Origin of the sequence: Lachnoclostridium sp. An76 (genome assembly GCF_002161355.1) — a bacterium.
Lineage (GTDB): Bacteria > Bacillota > Clostridia > Lachnospirales > Lachnospiraceae > Mediterraneibacter > Mediterraneibacter caccavium.
This window is the reverse complement of the sequence record NZ_NFHL01000005.1, coordinates 36,559-54,263: the sequence shown is the minus strand read 5'-3', so window position 1 is coordinate 54,263 and position 17,705 is coordinate 36,559. Positions and strand designations below refer to the sequence as shown.

Sequence of the window (17,705 nt, the reverse complement as noted above, 5' to 3'; positions counted from 1 at the left end):
TGTAGCACGGGAAGGGATTTTATGATAGAATGAATCGAAGAGAAAAGACTGATTGAAGAGGGAAAATACATGATTACAGGCGAAGTAAGAAACAAAGTAGATAAAATATGGGAAGTTTTTTGGACAGGAGGCATTACAAATCCCCTGGAAGTGATCGAACAGTTTACCTATCTGTTGTTCATAAAGCAATTGGATGAGACAGAGACTATAAGAGAAAATGAAGCGAGCTTTCTCGGTATAGAGTACCAGGGAATTTTCACGGAAGAGTGCCAGAAATATCGCTGGAGCAGATTTAAAAATCTCGGTGACGCTCAGGAGATATACGATATTGTCCTTAACGGAGTGTTTCCTTTTATCAAAAATCTTCATGGGGATGGGGAATCCGCATACAGCAAATATATGGGAGACGCGATTTTTAAAATTCCGACGCCTGCTATGCTGACGAAATTGATCGATGGAATCGATGGACTGGAACTGGGAGAAGAGGACAGTAAAGGAGATCTGTATGAGTATCTTCTCTCAAAAGTTGCAACAGCAGGAACAAACGGGCAGTTCCGTACGCCCAGGCACATTATAAAAATGATGGTAGAGCTGGTGAAGCCGAATCCGTCAGATATTATCTGTGATCCTGCTATGGGATCAGCAGGATTTCTTGTGGAAGCTCAGGAATATCTCCGGGAACATGAAGCTGATCTGTTTTTGAATAAAGAACTGCGGGAACACTTTAATAACGATATGTTTTACGGATTTGATATGGACCGGACAATGCTGAGGATCGGCGCTATGAACATGCTGCTTCACGGAGTGGACAATCCGAAGATTGAATACAGGGACAGCCTTTCCGAAAATAATACAGATAAAGAAAAATATACGCTTGTTCTTGCAAATCCTCCTTTTAAGGGAAGCCTGGACTATGAAAGTGTATCGGCTGATCTGCTGAAAGCATGCAAAACAAAAAAGACAGAACTTCTGTTTCTCGCATTATTTATCAGAATGCTGAAAAGCGGAGGACGGGCAGCGGTTATCGTGCCGGATGGCGTGTTATTCGGAAGCAGTAAAGCGCATAAGCAGATAAGAAAAGAAATCATCGATAATCACAAATTGGAAGCAGTGATCTCCATGCCCTCGGGAGTGTTCAAACCTTATGCCGGGGTTTCTACTGCGATCCTTGTATTTACCAAAACCGGAGCAGGAGGGACAGATCAGGTATGGTTCTATGACATGAAAGCGGACGGGTACTCTCTTGATGATAAACGGCAGCCGATTGAAGAAAATGATATCGAAGATATTATCAAACGGTTCCATGACAGAGAGAATGAAAAAGAAAGAAAACGGACAGAACAGAGCTTTTTTGTGGATGTAGATGAGATCAGGGAGAATGATTTTGATCTTTCTATCAATAAGTACAAAGAAATCGTGTATGAACCGGTAGAATATGATCCGCCGGAAGTGATTCTGGATCGGATAGACGAGCTGGAAAAAGAGATACAGGATAATATGGCGGAACTGAGAAAATTATTAAATTCGGATTTGTAGGGATGAAAATGTGATGGATTTTAGTGAAATCTTTGAAGATAAAACAAAATATGGAACCAAGCTAAAAACGGATGAATATGAAGAACAAGGGAAATATTTAATTGTAGATCAAGGTCAAGAGTTAATCGCTGGATATACTGATAAAAAAGAAGGATTTTTTTCGGAGCTGCCGGTAATTATTTTTGGAGATCATACGAGAATACTTAAATATATTGATCAACCATTTTATATAGGTGCAGATGGGGTTAAGATATTACGATGTAAGTTGCAAAATGCAAATTACAGGTATTTATTTTATGCATTGAAAAATGTCTATATTCCAAATACAGGATATAATCGACATTTTAAGTGGCTGAAACAATCAAGTATTAAATACCCTGATAGTGTAACTCAGGATAAAATAGTTGAAATACTAGATACTGTGTCCGACATTATTCAGTTGCGTAAAAAAGAGTTGAATCAATTAGACTATTTAATTAAATCCCGATTTGTCGAGATGTTTGGTGATCCAATTGTAAATAGTATGGGACTAGCCACTGCATCTATGGCAGAGCTATGTGAAATTATTGATGGTGATAGAGGAAAAAATTATCCGAAAGGTGATGAGCTTTCTAACGAAGGGGATTGTTTATTTCTTAATGCAAAGAATGTTACTCCACAAGGATTTAATTTTAACACATGTACATTTATATCCAGAGAGAAGGATGAAGCTCTCCGCAAGGGGAAATTGACACGTGGAGATGTGGTGCTTACTACCCGAGGAACAATAGGAAATTTAGCCTTTTATTCGAATGAAATCCCATACGAACATGTCAGGATTAATTCAGGAATGGTGATTCTTAGAATGAAGCAAGGTGTTATGGATGAAGTATACTTTATTGAACAATTTAAGATGAAACTTGCAGATGTTAAAGAGAAAATAGCAAGTGGTTCTGCGCAACCACAATTGCCAATTTCGACAATGAATAAAATTCAAATGCTAGCACCTGACATTACCAATCAAAAACATTTTTCGGAGTTTGTAAGAGAAATCGACAAATCAAAATTGACCATCCAGAAGAGCCTCGATGAACTGGAAACTTTGAACAAGGCACTTATGCAGAAGTATTTTGGCGGAAATGGGGTGTGAGTATGGGAATAATGACAGTATATCATGGTGGATATAAGGCAGTAGAGAGACCAGAAATACGCATCGGCCGAAATACAAAGGATTTTGGAAATGGATTTTATTGCACTGTGATCAAAGAACAGGCTCAGCGGTGGGCAAAAAGATATAATACAAAGATTGTATCAATTTATGATGTGCGGATGAATAGTTCTTTGGATATTAAAGAATTTAAAGATATGTCTGAAGAATGGCTGGACTTTATTATTGACTGCCGCAGCGGAAAACCTCACAGCCACGATATTGTGATTGGCGCCATGGCGAATGACCAGATATATAATTTTATTTCTGATTATATCGATGGAGTTATTACCAGGGAGCAGTTCTGGATCATGGCTAAATTTAAATATCCGACTCATCAGATTAATTTTTGTACAGAAGAGGCGCTGAAATGTTTGAAATATCGAGGATATGAGGTGGTAAAATGACGGACAGACAGTTTGGAAGAGAGAGTAAGAAAGATAATGATCTGTTTTTTACCTGCAGTTTGATTGATTATATTGCAAGAAAGACAAAAAATACTCGGAAAGATATCGTAAACGCTTTGGGAAAACAGAGAGTTGAAAAGATATATGACCTGGCGGATGTCTATCACAGCGATAATATTGACAGAGTGAGTCAGGACTTTATAGAAGAAGCAGGAATACGGGAAGGAAATTTTGACAATGTAGGTGACTGCGGATATGCGGTCCCGACGCATTGGGATATAGGAAAAGTATATAAACGACTGATAAAAATGACGGCGGAGGATGAGAATATCAGCATTGTAGACGCATTGTTTAAGGTATATAATTCTTTTATCAGTCCCAAGATTGACGACTATAACAGCAGTGTATACTATGAAAATCCATCATATATTTTTGAATGTTATAAAGAAAATAAAATGTTGTGAGAGATAGAAGGTAGAAAATGGATAAGTTTGAGAAAAGTGGAATTAAGCCGGTCGTGATGGATGAAATTAAGAAGATAGCCGAAAAATATGACATAAAAAGAGTGATCCTATTTGGTTCACGGGCCAGAGGAGACTATCAGAGGGCGAGCGATATTGATCTGGCAGTTGAGGGCGGTAGGATTACTGATTTTATTCTTGAAGTTAAAGAGACAACATCAACTTTGCTGAACTTTGATATTGTGAATCTGGAGAAAACTGCTCCGGGAAAATTCCGGGATTCCATTAAGAAAGAAGGAATTATTCTGTATGAAAAAATTTGATAATTTTGTTTCCAACCTGGAAATCCTGCAGAAAGCGGAACAGGAGGACTTAAAAAACGAATTTATTATAAGCGGAATTATTGATAAATTTTTTATTCAATTTGAACTAAGCTGGAAGGTGCTGAAAGAATTGCTCCGCTATGAAGGGAAAAGTTCGGCGAATTCCGGGTCACCAAGAGAAATATTAAAAGCTGCATATGAAGTGTATGATTTTATTGATGAGGATGTGTGGCTTGATATGTTGAAATCGAGAAATGATATGACTCACATATATGATGGGGATGCGGCAAAACGTTTTGTAAATGATATTTTGTACAGATATATTCCTGAATTTATAAAGTTGCGTGAAAATATCGCAGAACAATATGAGGAAGTACTTTCGCAAATCTGATATACTTTCTGCAAAAAGGAGATATCAGAAGATGGATAACCAGATCTACAATATTTTGAACGACATGTCGGATTATCTGAATGTTTCGCAGATGAAGAAGCTTCAGGAAATTTTGATCAAGAGACTGGAAGGAACGAATGAGGCGGCAGAAGCAGTTACAAATGACACTTATCTGGAAATGTTTTTGACTGCGAAGCAGATAGAAGGGTGTTCGGTCAGAACGATCCAGTATTATAAAGTTACAATTGAAGGACTCCTTCGGAAAATTGATGTGCCCCTGAGAAAAATGTCGACGGAGATGATCCGGGAATATCTTTCTGAATATCAGGCGAAAAACGGCTGCAGTAAAGTAACTGTGGATAATGTGAGAAGAAACCTTTCCAGCTTTTTTTCCTGGCTGGAGGAAGAAGACCATATTTTAAAAAGCCCGGTCCGCAGAATACATAAAATAAAGACGAAAACTGCAGTAAAGGAGATTATTTCGGACGAAAATATAGAAACTCTGCGGGATAACTGTGGAGAAAAAAGAGATCTGGCTATTATTGATATCCTGTATTCAACAGGTATGAGAGTGGGAGAACTCGTCAATCTTGATATTGATGATTTGAATTTTGAAGAACGTGAATGTATTGTCTATGGAAAAGGAGACAAAGAGCGAAAAGTATATTTCGATGCCAGAACAAAACTGCATTTGCAGAATTATTTAGACAGCAGACAGGATTCTAATAAAGCGCTGTTTGTTTCTTTAAATTATCCATATGATCGTCTGAAAATCAGTGGAGTAGAGATTCGTTTGCGAAAGTTAGGAAGGAAATTAAATATAGACCGAATACATCCGCATAAATTTCGGCGAACCATGGCAACACGGGCAATCGATAAGGGCATGCCTATTGAGCAGGTTCAAAAACTGCTGGGACATCAGCAGATTGATACAACGATGAAATATGCTATGGTTAATCAAAGTAATGTAAAATCTTCTCATAGGAAATATATTGCGTGATGGGATTTGTGCAAGTATTTTTTGAAAACCCTATTGAATTTGACTGAACTGATATAAAGAGGTTAACAGCTTCTAATTTGTGGAGGAAAAACGTGTTATGAATTTAGAGGATTTAAGAATAGATTGTGCTATCAAGCAAAAGAGAGGTATTCATTTTATTTCAGCTTCTATTGTGATTTGGCTTTTGGTGATGATGGTACAATTCTTAGATTTACCGATTCTTACCAAGAATTTGCTAACATTTTGTTGTACCGCACCACTATTGCCTTTAGCATTTTTGGTGTCCAAATTATTAAAGATCCAATTTCAGGACAAAAGCAATCCACTGAATAATCTAGGTATATTATTTTCGATAAATCAAATCTTATATTTATTGATTGCAATGTGGATTTATCCAACAGTACCAGAAAAAATGCTAATGGTTATTGCTATGATTTTTGGGGCGCATTTGTTACCATATAGTTGGTTATATAAATCAAAAACTTACATGATTATGTCAGTTCTTATCCCTATAGCTTCATTGATTGTTGGATGTAATTCTACACGTTTGATATTAGCGTTAATGATGCTTGTTTTTGAAATTATATTTACAGCATTGCTCATAATAGAAAATAGAAAAATATAATGTCTTGCACAACAACTCAAAATTGTTTGTTAATGTATATTTTATTCTGATTTTTTGCTGTCTTAGATGCATAATAAATACATCAGTAAAAAGTAAGTTATCTAATGATAAGGGGGAAGCTCTATGAATACGAATTTTGACTTCTTGGCAAAAAATAAGGAGTTCCTGTCTTTTGCGCGGCAGGCGATAGAAGCAGAGAGAAGTCTGACAATCTCGCCGGCAACGGCGGCCATATTGTCCAGAAGGGCATTGGAACTTGCTGTCCGCTGGGTATATATCAATGAGAATGCGTTACATCTCCCTTATCGGGACAACCTTTCCAGCTTGATCCATGAAGACAGTTTTCAACGGATTATTGAACCAGGGCTGTTTCCCATGCTTAAGTTTATTGTAAAACTGGGGAATACAGCAGTACATACGAATAAAAATATCCGGAGAGATGATGCTGTTCTCTCGCTCCGCGATCTGTTTGAATTTTGCAAATGGATCGAATACTGCTACGGCAAAGAGTATGAAGATGTCTCATATGATGAAAGTATTTTAGAGCAGGGCGGAGGGAAGAAAGTACGCCAGGCAGAGTTGAAGAAACTGTACGGGCAGCTGAGCAGCAAAGACCGTAAACTGGAGGAAATGCGGCGGGAGAATGAAAGTCTGCGCGGGCAGATGTCAGAGCTGCGCAGGCAAAATGTATCCGACAGGACCTTTGAGATCGACAAAATCTCTGAGGAGGAAACACGCAAAAAGTATATTGATCTTGATCTGATGGAAGCTGGATGGCAGATTGGGAAAGATTGTCTGGAGGAAGTTGAAGTCAAAGGGATGCCAAATAGCACTGGCATCGGGTATGCGGATTATGTGCTCTATAGCGACAATGGGCTTCCCCTTGCTGTGGTCGAGGCAAAGAGGATGGAGAAGAATCCGATCGAGGGCAGCCAGCAGGCGAAGCTGTATGCGGACTGTCTTCAGAATCAATATCAGCAGAGACCGCTGATCTTTACTACGAATGGATTTGAGATAGAATTTACTGATGATTATAATGGGTATCCAAGGCGGAGGGTTTCGGGCTTTTTTACAAAGGAGGAACTGCAGTTAAATATTGACAGGAGAAAAACCAGAAAACCGCTGGAACAGATAGAAATCAGGGACGATATTACCAACCGTCCGTACCAGAAGGAAGCAGTGACGGCTGTGTGTGACGCAATACAGAAGAAACACAGGAAGATGCTTATCGTGCAGGCGACCGGCTCCGGGAAAACCAGGGTAAGTATCAGTATTGTTGATGTTTTAAGGCGGCATAATTATGTGAAAAATATATTATTTCTTGCAGACCGCAAGGCGCTGGTAAAGCAGGCAAAAAATAATTATAGCAATTTGCTGCCGGATCTGACATTGTGCAATCTTCTTGACAGCAAGGATGATCCGGAACAGAGCCGCATGATTTTCTCCACCTATCCGACCATGATGAATGCGATCGATGAAACGAGGAGAAAAGATGGGAACAAACTGTTTACGCCGGGACATTTTGACCTGATCATTGTGGATGAGAGCCATAGGAGCATTTATAAAAAATATCAGGAAATCTTTCACTATTTTGATGCTATGCTTCTCGGAATGACAGCGACTCCCAAGGACGAGATCGACAAGAATACATACGGTGTTTTTGATTTGGAGCGCGGCGTGCCGACCTATGCATATGAACTGGACCAGGCGGTCGAAGAGGGATACCTGGTTGATTACAGTACTTTGGAGTATAAAACGAAGATTCTGGAGGACGGGATCCATTATGATGAGCTGACGGAAGAAGAGAAAGAGGAATTTGATGATACCTTTGAAGATGATGAAAGAATCGAAAAAGATATTTCGGCGTCAGCAGTAAATGAATGGCTGTTCAATAAGGACACGATCGATAAAGTCCTGTGTGAGCTGATGGACCGGGGACTGAAAGTGGAGGGCGGAGATAAATTGGGCAAGACGATTATCTTTGCCAAAAACAGCCCGCATGCGGCAAAAATCGTAGAACGTTTTCAGAAATTATTTCCTGAGTATGGGGCGGATTTCATCAAACAGATTGATTACAGTATCCGCTATGGAGAGAGCTTGATCGATGATTTCAGTACCCCGGAAAAACTCCCGCAGATCGCTGTTTCTGTGGATATGCTGGATACGGGGATCGATATCCCGGATATTTTGAATCTGGTCTTTTTTAAGAAGGTGAGAAGTTGTTCTAAGTTTTGGCAGATGATCGGGAGAGGGACAAGACTGTGCCCGGATCTGTTCGGACCGGGACTGGACAAAAAGAAATTCCTGATTTTTGATTTCTGTAATAATTTTGAATTCTTCCGTGCAGACAGGAAAGGAACAGAAAGCAGGATTGAACCTTCAATCTGCGAAAAGATATTTAACTGCAAAGTCAATATTGCCAGGGAGCTGCAGGCACCAGAGTATCAGAGCGATGAGGATTATGCCGCATACCGGGCAGAGCTGGTTGATGAGCTGAACCACACAGTTATCAGCCTGGATAACAGAAGTTCCCGTGTCAAACAGCATCGGCGCTATGTAGAGAAGTATAGAAAGAAGGCATCATGGATGGCACTGGAATCTGTTTCTGTATCAGAGCTGAGAGAACATATAGCCCCGATTCTTGTCAAGCAGAAAGATAATGAGCTTGCCCGGCGTTTTGACTACCTGATTTACAGTATTGAACTTGCTCAGCTTCAGAGCAGAAATGCAGATAAAAATATCAGCGCTGTTATTGCTGCGGCGGAGAAACTGGAGAGACGTTATACGATTCCCCAGGTGAGAGAGCAGAAATACATTATAGAAAAAGTTTTGGGGAAAGATTTCTGGGATGATGCAGTGATCCCGGATCTTGAAGGGGTGAGGGAGGCACTCCGGGATCTGATACAATTTATTGACAGAGCGGATACGAAGATTTATTATACAGATTTTGCTGATAACATTATTTCCCAAAAAGAAGGGACGGCAATACATATATCGAATGATCTGAAGAATTATAAAAAGAAAGTAGAATATTATCTGAAGGAACATCAGGATAATCTTGCGGTTTATAAGCTGCGCCATAATAAGAGACTCAACGATTCGGATATGCGTGAGCTGGAGAGGATTTTGTGGGAAGAGCTCGGAACAAAGGCGGATTATAAGAAGGAATACGGAGATACACCAGTGGGACGGCTGGTGAGAAAAATCGTTGGCGTTGACAGGGAGACAGTGAACGAAGCGTTTAGCGAGTTTATGAGAGATGAACGGCTGAATATTCATCAGATCCGTTTTGTACGCCTTATGATAGATTACATTGCCGCCAATGGAAATATAGAAGATAATTCTGTCCTGACAGAGGAACCGTTCCGAAGTGTGGGCAGCATCCCGGTTCTTTTTAAAGATAATATGGGGACTGCGAAAAGAATACTAGATATTGCCGTTCAGATCAGGAAAAACTCAGAAGAGACTGCGTAACAGGGCAGGGATGGGATGATTGATGCAGCGCCGGAGATGGAAGAAAGCCTCCATCCCCGGCGCTGTATTATAATGTCCGCAGTGGTTTTGCCCATTATCCGATCAGCGTCCCCAGCCAGTACAGCACCCCAAGCCCCCAGCTTGTGAAGATCCCATACAGGATGACCGGACCCGCGATCGTGAAGATCTTGCATCCGATGCCGAATACCTGCCCCTCCTTTTTGTATTCGATCGCCGGCGCGGCGACAGAGTTGGCAAATCCGGTGATGGGAACAAGCGCCCCGGCGCCGCCCCATTTCGCAAGGCGCGGATAGATGCCGGTGCCGGTGAGGAGGACGCTCAGGAGGACAAGGAGCAGGGAAGTCCAGCTGCTGCAGTCGTCCGTACTCAGATTTTTCAGCTCGCAGTAGTGATTGATGACCTGGCCGATGAAACAGATGGTGCCTCCGAGGAGAAAAGCTTTGAGCATGTTCAGCCATACGTTGTGCTTCGGTGTTTTTTGTCTGACATATTCTTCGTATTGTTTTTCCTGTTTTAAACGCTGTATCTTATCCATAGAGAATTCCCCTTTCTTTCAGCCCGGCGCGTAAAAGCGGAGCTGTCTTTTGTTAGTATCCGGGATCATCCGGGAAAATATACCCCGTATATTCATTGGGAAACATGCGCATAATACCCATGAGACAGACGAAAATGCAGACAGACGAAGACAGACGAAAAGGTGGGGATGCGGTATGGAAGAGACCATAAAAGGAAGCCAGAGCCTGATATTCAGAAATGCGCCTTATCTCATAAGCGCGGCGTCAGTGACCGGCAGCAAGGAGGCGGAAGGACCTCTGGGAAAACTGTTTGATATGACAAGTGAGGATGACCTCTTCGGGGCGCAGACCTGGGAGGAGGCGGAGAGCACGATGCAGAAAGAAGCCTGTGTCCTGGCGCTGGGGAAGGCCCATGTGGAGCCGGCGGCGGTACGGTATCTGTTCGGCGGCGACCTGCTGAGACAGGGGATTGCCACTTCCATGGGTGTGGAGGGACTTCAGATCCCGATGTTCGGGCTGTATGGGGCGTGCTCCACGTCCGGGGAAGCGCTCGCCCTGGCGGCGATGAGCGCGGCCGCCGGGTATGGAGAGTATATGCTTGCCGTGACTTCCAGCCATTTCGGCAGTGCGGAGAAAGAGTTCCGTTTCCCCCTGGGATACGCGAGCCAGAGACCGCTGTCCGCACACTGGACCGTGACAGGGAGCGGCGCGTTCCTTGTCGGCTCTGCGGAAAAACCGCCAGGGGACGGACAGGATAAATACGAAAACAGCGAGGTACGCCAGGAGAAGAGCCATGTCCGCATCTCAGGTGTGACCGTGGGGAAGATCGTGGATTACGGGCTCAAAGATTCCCAGAACATGGGCGCGTGCATGGCTCCGGCGGCGATGGATACGATCGTACGGAATTTTGAAGATATGGGCAGGACAGAGCAGGACTATGACCGGATCATCACCGGGGATCTGGGATATGTAGGGCAGTCCATCCTGTTTGACCTGGTCAGGGGGAAAGGATATGACATCCGTGAGCGGCATCTGGACTGCGGGATGACGATCTTTGACCAGCAGACGCAGGATACTCATGCCGGGGGGAGCGGATGTGGATGCGCGGCAGTGACACTTGCCTCTTTTGTGCTCCCGAAGATTGAGAAGGGAGAGTGGAAGCGGGTGCTGTTTGTCCCCACGGGAGCATTGATGTCAACAGTAAGCTTCAACGAGGGCGCCAGTGTCCCGGGGATCGCCCACGGGATCGTGCTGGAGCACTGCTAGCATATCATTTCGCAGATAACTGCGCCAGACCGCCTGCGGGCTTTCCGGCATCCGGTCAGCGCTGACGTGATAATGCGGATAAAAACAGATCTGAAAGGTGGAAAAGACATGGAGTATGTGACAGCTTTTGTGACAGGCGGACTGATCTGCGCGCTCGTGCAGATCCTTCTGGACCGGACGAAACTGATGCCGGGGCGGGTCATGGTCCTGCTCGTATGCACGGGAGCCGTGCTGGGGTTCTGCGGGATATACAAACCATTCCAGGAGTTCGCCGGATCAGGCGCGGGAGTGCCGCTCCTGGGCTTTGGGAATGTCCTCTGGCAGGGAGTGAAGGAAGCAGTGGACAAGCACGGGTTCATCGGGGTGTTCATGGGCGGATTTAAGGCGAGCGCAGTCGGGATCTCAGCGGCGCTGATCTTCGGGTATATTGCATCGTTTATCTTTGAGCCGAGGATGAAAAAATAAGTGCAGGAATCCCGCGCCGGAAGAAATCAGAGGAAACTCTTGGCGGAAAAGGTGAAAAACCCTGACTTGACAGGAAGAGTCCGCAATGCTATTGTTTGTTAGATAAATATGAAAAAATCATACAATAGCGGGATCAGGGAAAAGATGAAACATTTCATAAAAAAGGCAGCGAGGAAGTTACGGGCCGGATATCTTGAGGAAGTATCCGGCGAACTTCGCTGGATGTACCGGTATATAAAAAAATACAGGCTCTGGGTGCTGATGTACATAGTTATTGGGATTGCGGGGGCGGGAATGGGGCTTGGCGTATCCGTGGCGTCACGCAATCTGATTGATATGGTGCTCAGCCAGGATCCTGCGCGGCTCGCCGGGATGGCGGGTACAATGGCTGCAATGGCTGCAGGCAGCATCGCCGCTTCGGCTGCGGTCAGCCGCGTATCGGCAAAGATTATGGTGGATGTGCAGAATGAAATGCGTGGGGAGATGTACAGCAGGATCCTGTATTCCCGTTGGGAAGAACTCCAGCTGTACAGCACGGGGGATCTGCTGAACCGGCTGAACAGCGATATGGGCATTGTCTCAAGGAATGTGATCGGATGGCTCCCATCTCTTTTGACGAAAGGGTTTCAGTTTCTGGCGGCGTTTTTCCTTATTCTGTATTATGACCCGACAATGGCGGTGCTCGCGCTTGTAAGCGCGCCGTTGACTCTCCTGCTTTCCAGGATGCTGATCCGCAGGATGCATCGGTATAACCGGGAGATGCGGGAGATCAGCAGTGATATGATGTCTTTCCAGAACGATTCGTTCCAGAATCTTCAGACTGTAAAAGCGTTCGGCCTTATGGGGGTATTCAGCGGGAAAATGAACGCGCTGCAGGAATATTACAGAGAGCGTCTCATGGATTATAACAAATTTAATATCTTTGTGTCGTCCTATCTGTCTATTGCAGGGACGGCAGTATCATACCTCTGCTTTGGGTGGAGCATCTACCGGCTGTGGGGCGGTTATATCACTGTGGGGACGATGGCAATGTTCCTTCAGCTGGCTTCCGGGCTTTCCGCCGCGTTTAATAATCTGGTGCATATGGTCCCTGCGCTCCTGAGGGCGGCAGCGTCCGCAGGGCGCATTATGGCAGTGGAAGGGATGGAAAAAGAGGATACAGAAGATCCGGAAGCGGAGGAGCTGCGGAGATACCGGGGACCGGTGAAGATTGAGCTGAGAGATGCGGCTGCTGCCTACGAGGGCGAAGCAAACGTATTTTCCCATTCCTGTTTTCACGTGGCATCCGGTGAGATCGCTGCCATAATAGGTCCGTCCGGTGAGGGGAAGACGACCCTGATCCGTCTTCTTCTGGGACTGCTGGAACCGGCAGAAGGAAGTGCGGAGGTACGGTGGAAAAAAGATGGGTCCGATGAGTATATGTGTTCCTGCCGTCTGTCGGCAGCGACCAGGGAGTGCTTCTCCTATGTCCCACAGGGAAATACGGTTTTCATGGGCACGATCGCAGAGAATCTCCGGTTGGTAAAGCCGGACGCGGGAGAGGAGGAGATGCGCAGGGCGTTGGAGCAGGCGTGCGCATGGGATTTCGTCAGCGCGTTTCCGGACGGGCTTGACCACTATATCGGCGAACACGGGGCAGGGATCTCAGAGGGGCAGGCCCAGCGGATCGCCATTGCGCGCGCGGTTCTCAGGGACGCGCCGGTTCTTCTCCTGGATGAGGCGACGTCCGCCCTTGACGCAGAGACAGAAAAGCAGGTGTTGGAACAGATCATCAAAAGTGACAGCAGGAAACTCTGTATCGTTACAACCCACCGGCCCACTGTGCTGTCTATGTGCGACAGGATCTATGAGGTCAGAGACGGCGCTCTGCGAGAGGTATAAGACCTTATGCGTTTTTCTTGACAGAGCGCGCTCTGTAATGCTATGATAAACACCGTAACCGGGTTGTTTGCTTTCTGAAGGAAAGCGGAAAGAATATCGTTTATATGGTGATAAGATTTTCAAAATAAAGGGAAGATTTTATCACCTTTTTGTGTTCAGACAAAGGAGGATTACAGCACATGTGTGGAATCGTAGGATTTGTAGGCGAGGAGCCGGCGGCTCCGATCCTGCTCTCAGGACTTGAGAAACTGGAATACAGAGGATATGACTCGGCTGGTATTGCCGTGCGCAATGAGGAGACAGGCAGGATCGAAGTGGTGAAAGCCAAAGGACGCCTGAAGATCCTCTCGGAGAAAACAGACGGAGGGATGGCAGTGCCGGGGACATGTGGGATCGGCCATACCCGCTGGGCGACCCATGGGGAGCCGTCTGAGAATAACGCCCATCCCCACTGCACGGATGACAAGTCTGTTGTGCTCGTACATAACGGGATCATCGAGAATTATCAGGAATTAAAGGAAAAGCTCCTGAAATCCGGGTACAGCTTTTATTCCCAGACTGATACGGAGATCGCAGTCAAGCTGGTAGACTATTATTATAAGAAGACAGGCACTCCACTTGAAGCTCTGACAAGGGCGATGCTGCGTATCCGCGGTTCCTATGCGTTTGGAGTGATGTTTAAGGACTGCCCGGGAAGGCTCTTTGCGGCGAGGAAGGACAGCCCGCTCATCATCGGGAAGAATGAGTCCGGCTGCCTGATCGCTTCCGATGTGCCCGCGATCCTGGACAGGACGAGGAATGTCTACTATATCGGGAACATGGAGATCGCGGAGCTGAGCAAAGATGAGATCCATTTCTATAATATCGACCGGGAAGAAATCCAAAAGGTAATGGTGGAGATCAAGTGGGATGCGGAATCCGCGGAAAAAGGCGGATATGAGCACTTTATGCTCAAGGAGATCCACGAGCAGCCCAAAGCTGTGCAGGATACGGTGGGCGCTTATGTAAAGGATGGTCAGATCGACCTCTCGGAAGTGGGGCTTACCAGCGAGATGCTGGCAGGGCTGGAGCGTCTCTACATCGTTGCCTGCGGTTCGGCTTACCATGTGGGCATGGTGGCGAAATACGTGATGGAAGAGCTGGCGGATCTCCCGGTGGAGGTGGATCTTGCGTCAGAATTCCGCTACAGGAACCCAAAACTCATGAAGGACTCCATGGTGATCGTGGTATCCCAGTCCGGGGAGACGGCGGACAGCCTGGCAGCCCTGAGGCTTGCGAAGGAAAAAGGAGTGCCGGTGCTCGGCATTGTCAATGTAGTGGGCTCCAGCATTGCCCGTGAGAGCGATCACATCCTCTATACTTACGCGGGACCGGAAATCTCTGTTGCCACGACTAAGGCGTACAGCACACAGCTCATCGCGGTATACCTGCTGGCGGTCCAGGCTGCGTTCGCGAAAGGACTGATCAGCGAAGAGCGGTACGGAGAGCTGATCGCGGAGCTGGGAAGGCTCCCGGAGAAGATCCAGAAGACACTGGACGACAAGGAGCGTATCCAGTGGTTTGCGAGCAAGTATGCGAATGCAAAGGATATCTTCTTTATCGGCCGCGGCATCGACTATGCGATCAGCCTTGAGGGAAGCCTGAAGATGAAAGAGATCAGCTATATCCATTCCGAGGCGTACGCAGCGGGAGAGCTGAAGCACGGGACGATCAGCCTGATCGAGGACGGCACTCTTGTAGTCGGTGTGGTGACGCAGAAAGCGCTCTTTGAGAAGACGCTGAGCAATATGGTGGAGACAAAGAGCAGGGGCGCATACCTGATGGGGCTGACCCTGTACGGCAATTATAATATCGAGGACAATTCGGATTTCTCTGTGTATGTCCCGAAGACAGAACAGTATTTTACGACCAGCCTGGCCATCGTGCCGCTGCAGCTGATGGGATACTATGTCAGCGTTGCGAAAGGCCTGGATGTGGATAAGCCGAGGAACCTGGCGAAATCCGTGACAGTAGAATAAAAAGCATGCAAAAGGACCGATGCTATAAAGATGCGGAGCGATCAACGCCCGCCATCCGAACAGCATCGGTCTTTTACAAACATTTAACATGCCTTGGTATTCGCGGGCCCATGGCTTTGTGATAAAATCGGTTCAGAGATCCTGAGTACAGGAAGAAAGGAAAATTGTAGAGAATCTACAGGGACATCTGCCATGGGGAATATCAGAAAACAGATCGAAAAGGGATACGCGGACCTGAGGCGCTCGGAAAAGCTGGCGGCGGATTATGTGCTGGAGCATATGGAACAGATATCGGATTTGTCCATAGACCGTCTGGCGCACAATGCGGGCGTCAGCCAGCCGACGGTGCTGAGGATGCTGAGATCCGCCGGCTTTTCCGGCTACCGTGACTTCTGCTACCGGCTCGTAGCGGAGCTGGCGAAAAAGGCGGAGGCAGGAGAAGGCGGAAAAGGACCGATGTACGGGTATACACTGGATAAGTCGACGCCCCTGAAGGAGATTCCCTTTAATATGGCTGCGACCACACAGAAAATGCTGGAGGAGACGGTAAAGAATTTCTCCGGGAAAATCTATCAGAAGACAGTGGAAGCGCTGGCAAATGCCCGGCTGATCGATATCTACGGGGTGGAAAACTCCGAGGCTACGGCGCTGGATCTTTTGACAAAGCTTCTCTATCTCGGGCTGCCCTGCCGGTATTTCAGCGACTGTTATCACCAGCAGATCGCGGCGGGAGCCCTGACGCCCGGGGATGTGGCGGTGGGGATCTCCTATTCCGGGGAGTCAAAGGATACCGTAGACTCCCTCAGGACGGCGAAAAAGGCGGGCGCGCGTACGATCGCGGTGACGAACTTTAAAGACGCGGCCATCAGCAGATATGCGGACATCCTGATCTGCACCAGCCAGGAGCAGCTGATGTACGGGGATGCGATCTTTTCGAGGTCGTGCCAGATCCTGGTCGTGGATATGATCTATATGGGCATTATCTCGCTGGATTATGACCGGTTTACGGACAGACTGAAGCGCTGCGAGAAAGTAGTGCGGGAGAAAGCATACGGCGGGAATGCTCCCGGGAAAGACTGAAAATGGGATAGAACGGGAGTGTAGATTTTCTACATTTTTACATATGTTAAGCCTTTGTAAAGTTTACGGTTTCTTTACAAAGGCTTAATTTTTCTTTGATAGAAAACCGGGGAACAGCTCCGCTATAATTGCCGATGCAGGCTGCGGGGCGATAAAGACGTTTCGTGGTGAGGGACACCGCCGGGCAGTGGAGGACGCCTGGGTGCGGATGCCGGCAGCGGCTTTGCAGAAGTATCGTAATGACAATGAGAATCATCGTGAGGAGTTATGGATTATGTTAGAGTTGAAAAATGTGAAGAAGAGCTATGACGGCACGCCGGTGCTCACCGACATCAGCCTGAATATCGAGGACGGAGAGATCGTTTCTATATTAGGTCCTTCCGGATGCGGCAAGACTACGCTCTTAAACCTGATCCTCGGGATCGTGGATTCCGACGGCGGACAGATCATCTATAATGGAAAAGATATCACAGATGTTCCTATGGAAAAGAGAGGGTTCAACATCGTATTTCAGGACTACGCCCTGTTCCCGAACCTGAATGTATATCAGAACATTACATACGGACTGAGGAACAACCCGGAGATCTCTTCGAAAGAGGAGGTGGAAGACCTGATCCGGCTGCTCGGTCTTGAGGAGCACTTAAATAAGAGGATCGGCCAGCTTTCCGGCGGGCAGAAGCAGAGAGTGGCGCTTGCGAGGACAATGGTGATGAAGCCGAAGATCCTGCTGCTCGATGAGCCTCTGAGCGCGCTGGACGGTGTGATCAAGGAGTCTATCAAAGACAGGATCAGGACGATCGCGGAACAGTATAACCTGACGACGATCATTGTGACCCATGACCCGGAGGAAGCGCTCACGCTCTCCAACCGTGTCATGATCATCAATGAAGGGGAGATCGCCCAGTTCGGACGCCCGGAGGAGATCATCCAGAAGCCGGAGAACGGGTTTGTGAAGAAATTCATCCTGAACCAGCTTGAGATCAAGAAAAATAATATCTTCACTCTGTTCGCAGGACAGCTCGCGCAGCAGGCGCAGGTCGGCTGAAGAGGTGCGCG

The 17,705-nt window shown here is 46.3% G+C and carries 16 protein-coding genes; 15 read left to right on the top strand and 1 reads right to left on the bottom strand.

The features are described 5' to 3' along the window. The first annotated feature begins 69 nt into the window (after positions 1–69). The 9 genes from B5G27_RS10120 to B5G27_RS10080 all read left to right on the top strand — a co-directional run bounded on the left by B5G27_RS10120 (position 70) and on the right by B5G27_RS10080 (position 9,403). A complete protein-coding gene (locus tag B5G27_RS10120; protein ID WP_087178782.1) occupies positions 70–1,536 on the top strand; it encodes a type I restriction-modification system subunit M in 1,467 nt (488 codons plus the stop codon). Positions 1,537–1,549: 13 nt separating this feature from the next. Then, entirely contained in the window at positions 1,550–2,665 is a 1,116-nt protein-coding gene (locus B5G27_RS10115) for a restriction endonuclease subunit S (RefSeq protein WP_087178781.1), read from the top strand. Positions 2,666–2,667: 2 nt separating this feature from the next. Next, positions 2,668–3,129 (top strand): DUF3990 domain-containing protein, encoded by a 462-nt coding sequence (locus tag B5G27_RS10110; RefSeq protein ID WP_087178780.1) that lies wholly within the window; start codon positions 2,668–2,670, stop codon positions 3,127–3,129. Continuing rightward, positions 3,126–3,593, top strand: a complete 468-nt coding sequence (locus tag B5G27_RS10105; RefSeq protein ID WP_087178779.1) for a hypothetical protein — start codon at positions 3,126–3,128, stop codon at positions 3,591–3,593. The genes B5G27_RS10110 and B5G27_RS10105 overlap by 4 nt, the downstream gene beginning before the upstream one ends. A 17-nt stretch (positions 3,594–3,610) precedes the next feature. Continuing rightward, a complete protein-coding gene (locus B5G27_RS10100; RefSeq protein ID WP_087178778.1) occupies positions 3,611–3,913 on the top strand; it encodes a nucleotidyltransferase family protein in 303 nt (100 codons plus the stop codon). After that, the gene (locus B5G27_RS10095) at positions 3,900–4,304 is read left to right on the top strand and encodes an HI0074 family nucleotidyltransferase substrate-binding subunit (RefSeq protein ID WP_087178777.1); all 405 of its coding nucleotides are present in this window, start codon (positions 3,900–3,902) and stop codon (positions 4,302–4,304) included. The genes B5G27_RS10100 and B5G27_RS10095 overlap by 14 nt, the downstream gene beginning before the upstream one ends. A gap of 31 nt (positions 4,305–4,335) precedes the next feature. Then, a complete protein-coding gene (gene xerA / locus B5G27_RS10090; protein WP_087178776.1) occupies positions 4,336–5,304 on the top strand; it encodes a site-specific tyrosine recombinase/integron integrase in 969 nt (322 codons plus the stop codon). A 97-nt stretch (positions 5,305–5,401) separates the two neighbouring features. After that, entirely contained in the window at positions 5,402–5,929 is a 528-nt protein-coding gene (locus tag B5G27_RS10085) for a DUF7010 family protein (RefSeq protein WP_087178775.1), read from the top strand. Positions 5,930–6,052: 123 nt separating this feature from the next. Further along, on the top strand, positions 6,053–9,403 hold the full coding sequence (locus B5G27_RS10080) for a DEAD/DEAH box helicase family protein (RefSeq protein WP_087178774.1): 3,351 nt from the start codon (positions 6,053–6,055) through the stop codon (positions 9,401–9,403). A 94-nt stretch (positions 9,404–9,497) separates the two neighbouring features. On the opposite strand, the gene B5G27_RS10075 is transcribed toward B5G27_RS10080, so the two are convergent. Then, positions 9,498–9,959 (bottom strand): SpoVA/SpoVAEb family sporulation membrane protein, encoded by a 462-nt coding sequence (locus B5G27_RS10075; protein WP_087178773.1) that lies wholly within the window; start codon positions 9,957–9,959, stop codon positions 9,498–9,500. A 175-nt stretch (positions 9,960–10,134) separates the two neighbouring features. Between B5G27_RS10075 and B5G27_RS10070 the strand changes: the two genes are divergently transcribed. From B5G27_RS10070 to B5G27_RS10045, 6 genes are all read left to right on the top strand, one after another. After that, positions 10,135–11,205 (top strand): stage V sporulation protein AD, encoded by a 1,071-nt coding sequence (locus B5G27_RS10070; RefSeq protein ID WP_087178925.1) that lies wholly within the window; start codon positions 10,135–10,137, stop codon positions 11,203–11,205. A gap of 108 nt (positions 11,206–11,313) precedes the next feature. Continuing rightward, positions 11,314–11,670 (top strand): SpoVA/SpoVAEb family sporulation membrane protein, encoded by a 357-nt coding sequence (locus B5G27_RS10065; RefSeq protein WP_087178772.1) that lies wholly within the window; start codon positions 11,314–11,316, stop codon positions 11,668–11,670. A 144-nt stretch (positions 11,671–11,814) separates the two neighbouring features. Further along, positions 11,815–13,551 (top strand): ABC transporter ATP-binding protein, encoded by a 1,737-nt coding sequence (locus B5G27_RS10060; protein WP_087178924.1) that lies wholly within the window; start codon positions 11,815–11,817, stop codon positions 13,549–13,551. A gap of 179 nt (positions 13,552–13,730) precedes the next feature. After that, positions 13,731–15,569, top strand: coding sequence for a glutamine--fructose-6-phosphate transaminase (isomerizing) (gene glmS, locus B5G27_RS10055; protein ID WP_087178771.1), 1,839 nt, complete (start codon positions 13,731–13,733; stop codon positions 15,567–15,569). A gap of 192 nt (positions 15,570–15,761) precedes the next feature. Then, positions 15,762–16,649 carry a MurR/RpiR family transcriptional regulator gene (locus B5G27_RS10050; RefSeq protein WP_087178770.1) on the top strand — a complete coding sequence of 296 codons (888 nt, stop codon included), beginning with the start codon at positions 15,762–15,764 and terminating at the stop codon, positions 16,647–16,649. Between the two features lie 274 nt (positions 16,650–16,923). Then, positions 16,924–17,694, top strand: a complete 771-nt coding sequence (locus B5G27_RS10045) for an ABC transporter ATP-binding protein (protein WP_087178769.1) — start codon at positions 16,924–16,926, stop codon at positions 17,692–17,694. Positions 17,695–17,705: the final 11 nt, after the last annotated feature.

Excerpts from the sequence above, each read along its gene's own strand:
- B5G27_RS10120 (WP_087178782.1), top strand. The coding sequence starts at position 70 with ATGATTACAGGCGAAGTAAGAAACAAAGTAGATAAAATATGGGAAGTT.
- B5G27_RS10115 (WP_087178781.1), top strand. The coding sequence starts at position 1,550 with ATGGATTTTAGTGAAATCTTTGAAGATAAAACAAAATATGGAACCAAG.
- B5G27_RS10110 (WP_087178780.1), top strand. The coding sequence starts at position 2,668 with ATGGGAATAATGACAGTATATCATGGTGGATATAAGGCAGTAGAGAGA.
- B5G27_RS10105 (WP_087178779.1), top strand. The coding sequence starts at position 3,126 with ATGACGGACAGACAGTTTGGAAGAGAGAGTAAGAAAGATAATGATCTG.
- B5G27_RS10100 (WP_087178778.1), top strand. The coding sequence starts at position 3,611 with ATGGATAAGTTTGAGAAAAGTGGAATTAAGCCGGTCGTGATGGATGAA.
- B5G27_RS10095 (WP_087178777.1), top strand. The coding sequence starts at position 3,900 with ATGAAAAAATTTGATAATTTTGTTTCCAACCTGGAAATCCTGCAGAAA.
- xerA (WP_087178776.1), top strand. The coding sequence starts at position 4,336 with ATGGATAACCAGATCTACAATATTTTGAACGACATGTCGGATTATCTG.
- B5G27_RS10085 (WP_087178775.1), top strand. The coding sequence starts at position 5,402 with ATGAATTTAGAGGATTTAAGAATAGATTGTGCTATCAAGCAAAAGAGA.
- B5G27_RS10080 (WP_087178774.1), top strand. The coding sequence starts at position 6,053 with ATGAATACGAATTTTGACTTCTTGGCAAAAAATAAGGAGTTCCTGTCT.
- B5G27_RS10075 (WP_087178773.1), bottom strand. The coding sequence starts at position 9,959 with ATGGATAAGATACAGCGTTTAAAACAGGAAAAACAATACGAAGAATAT.
- B5G27_RS10070 (WP_087178925.1), top strand. The coding sequence starts at position 10,135 with ATGGAAGAGACCATAAAAGGAAGCCAGAGCCTGATATTCAGAAATGCG.
- B5G27_RS10065 (WP_087178772.1), top strand. The coding sequence starts at position 11,314 with ATGGAGTATGTGACAGCTTTTGTGACAGGCGGACTGATCTGCGCGCTC.
- B5G27_RS10060 (WP_087178924.1), top strand. The coding sequence starts at position 11,815 with ATGAAACATTTCATAAAAAAGGCAGCGAGGAAGTTACGGGCCGGATAT.
- glmS (WP_087178771.1), top strand. The coding sequence starts at position 13,731 with ATGTGTGGAATCGTAGGATTTGTAGGCGAGGAGCCGGCGGCTCCGATC.
- B5G27_RS10050 (WP_087178770.1), top strand. The coding sequence starts at position 15,762 with ATGGGGAATATCAGAAAACAGATCGAAAAGGGATACGCGGACCTGAGG.
- B5G27_RS10045 (WP_087178769.1), top strand. The coding sequence starts at position 16,924 with ATGTTAGAGTTGAAAAATGTGAAGAAGAGCTATGACGGCACGCCGGTG.